This window comes from Acidimicrobiales bacterium (genome assembly GCA_036491125.1).
Taxonomy (GTDB): Bacteria; Actinomycetota; Acidimicrobiia; order Acidimicrobiales; family AC-9; genus AC-9.
Map to the genome: position 1 here is coordinate 1 of DASXCO010000038.1, position 2191 is coordinate 2191.

2 protein-coding genes are annotated in these 2191 nt (G+C 67.3%); one reads left to right on the plus strand and one right to left on the minus strand.

Annotated features, from left to right (window positions below; translation table 11 throughout):
* Positions 1–137: 137 nt before the first annotated feature.
* Positions 138–1538 carry a glycine--tRNA ligase gene (locus tag VGF64_03050; protein HEY1633710.1) on the minus strand — a complete coding sequence of 467 codons (1401 nt, stop codon included), beginning with the start codon at positions 1536–1538 and terminating at the stop codon, positions 138–140.
* 87 nt (positions 1539–1625) lie between these two features.
* On the opposite strand from VGF64_03050, the gene VGF64_03055 reads away from it, so the two are divergent.
* Positions 1626–2006: a zinc ribbon domain-containing protein gene (locus VGF64_03055; GenBank protein ID HEY1633711.1), complete on the plus strand. Its 381-nt coding sequence runs from the start codon at positions 1626–1628 to the stop codon at positions 2004–2006.
* Positions 2007–2191 lie beyond the last annotated feature (185 nt).

The following is a 2191-nucleotide window of genomic DNA, read 5'->3' on the forward strand; positions in this document are numbered from 1 at the left end:
CTGAAGGCCGCGAGCGGCGCCTTTGACGCCCAGCTGTCGCTGGGCCGCAAGCCGCGCGGCACCTTCGTGATCGTTGCGCGGGTGGCAGAGGACGCGATCAGCCTCGGGGCCACGTCGCCCGCTGTGCGCGTGACGGTCTAGGCGTCGGACGTCGCGGCGGCGTCCGTGTCGTCGTCGGCGAACGGGATCTTTGGCGACGTCCAGGGCGCCCGGAGGCGCCGCTCGATCTCGTCGCCGAGGTCGGCGATGGCGATGCGGTCCTGGGCCAGGCTGTCGCGGTCGCGCAGGGTGACCGTCTCGTCCTCCAGCGACTGGTGGTCGATCGTCACCGCCCACGGCGTGCCGATCTCATCCTGGCGGCGGTAGCGGCGGCCGATCGCTCCGCCTTCGTCGTACTCGGCCTGGACGCGGTCGCGCAGTTCGCTCCACACGCGGCGGGCGAGCTCCGGCTGGCCGTCCTTGCGCACCAGGGGCAGGACGGCCACCTTCACCGGCGCCAGCAGCGGATGCAGCCGAAGCACGGTGCGTGACTCGCCGCCGATCTCGTCCTCGTCATAGGAGTCGACCAGGAAGGCCAGCATCGCCCGGTCGGCGCCGGCGGCGGGCTCGATGACGTAGGGGACGTAGCGCTCGCCCGAGACGGTGTCGACGTACTCGAGCTTCTGCCCCGAGTACTCGGCGTGGCGGGTGAGGTCGAAGTTGCCGCGGTTGGCGATCCCCTCGAGCTCCTGCCAGCCGATGGGGAAGAGGTACTCGACGTCTGAGGTGGCGCTGGAGTAGTGCGAGAGCTCGTCGGCGTCGTGGGCGCGCAGGCGCAGGTGGTCGGCGCGGATGCCCAGCTTCAGGTACCACTCGTGGCGCTCAGTCAGCCAGTGCTCAAACCAGTTCGGCGCCTCGGCGGGCGGGACGAAGAACTCCATCTCCATCTGCTCGAACTCGCGGGTACGGAAGATGAAGTTGCCGGGGGTGATCTCGTTGCGGAAGCTCTTGCCGATCTGGGCGATGCCGAAGGGCGGCTTCTTGCGCCCGAACTGCAGGTAGTTCTTGAAGTTCAGGAAGATGCCCTGGGCGGTCTCGGGCCGCAGGTACACCTTCGAGCCCTCCTCCTTGACCGGCCCCACCGTCGTCTCGAACATGAGGTTGAAGTCGCGGGCCTCGGTGAGGTCGCAGTCGGGCGTCTCGCCGGGGTGCTTGGAGGGCTTGCGCCCGCACGCCGACACGTCGAGGTGGTCAGCGCGGAAGCGCAGCTTGCACGTGCGGCAATCCACCAGCGGGTCGGTGAAGCCGGCTAGGTGCCCGCTGGCCTCCCACGTGCGCGGGTGCTGGATGATCGCCGAGTCCAGCGCCAGGATGTCGTCGCGCTCTTGCAGCATCGCCCGCCACCACTGAGCCTTGACGTTGTTCTTGAGCAGGACGCCGTAGTGGCCGTAGTCGTAGCTGGACCCGATCCCCCCGTAGATCTCGCTGCTCTGGAACACGAAGCCGCGTCGCTTGCACAGCGACACGATCTTCTCCATGGTGACGGCGTCTTCGGGCATGGGCGCGGCCGTCGATGGTAGCCGTCGGGAGTCCCCCGCGTCCTTGGCACTCTGGCGCCAGGAGTGCCAGCTATATTCTCTGAAGCGATGCCGATTTACGAGTACCGGTGCAAGAAGGGCCACCAGTTCGAGGTCATGCAGCGCATCAGCGACGATGCGGTGACCGAGTGCGAGGTCTGCGGCGCCACGGTCCAGCGCGTGTTTCACCCCATCGCCGTGCACTTCAAGGGCTCTGGCTTCTACAACACCGACTACGGCACCCGCAAGCGCTCCCGTGAGATGAAGGAGGCCAAGGAGAGCTCGAGCAAGAGCGAGTCCTCAAGCTCCTCATCCTCGGACTCCAAGAGCAGCTCCAATTCCGACGGTGGTGGGTCGTCGTCGAAGTCAGACTCGGGCTCCGGCTCGAACTCGGGCTCTTCGGGCTCGGGCTCGAACAAGTCCGAGAGCAAGGCTTCTTCCAAGAGCTAGTTGGGTTGTGGGTCCCTGTCGCGTTGCGGCGGGGTGCCGGCGAACGTCAACCGCGGCTTAGAAAGCGCGGGCTGCGGGGGTTGCCGCGATCCGCGGGACGTGGTGCGATCTAGGGCTGCTCAGCAACCACCAGACGACCCACCCGCCGCAGGCTGCGTGCGACTAGGAGCCGTTCATCAGCTTGT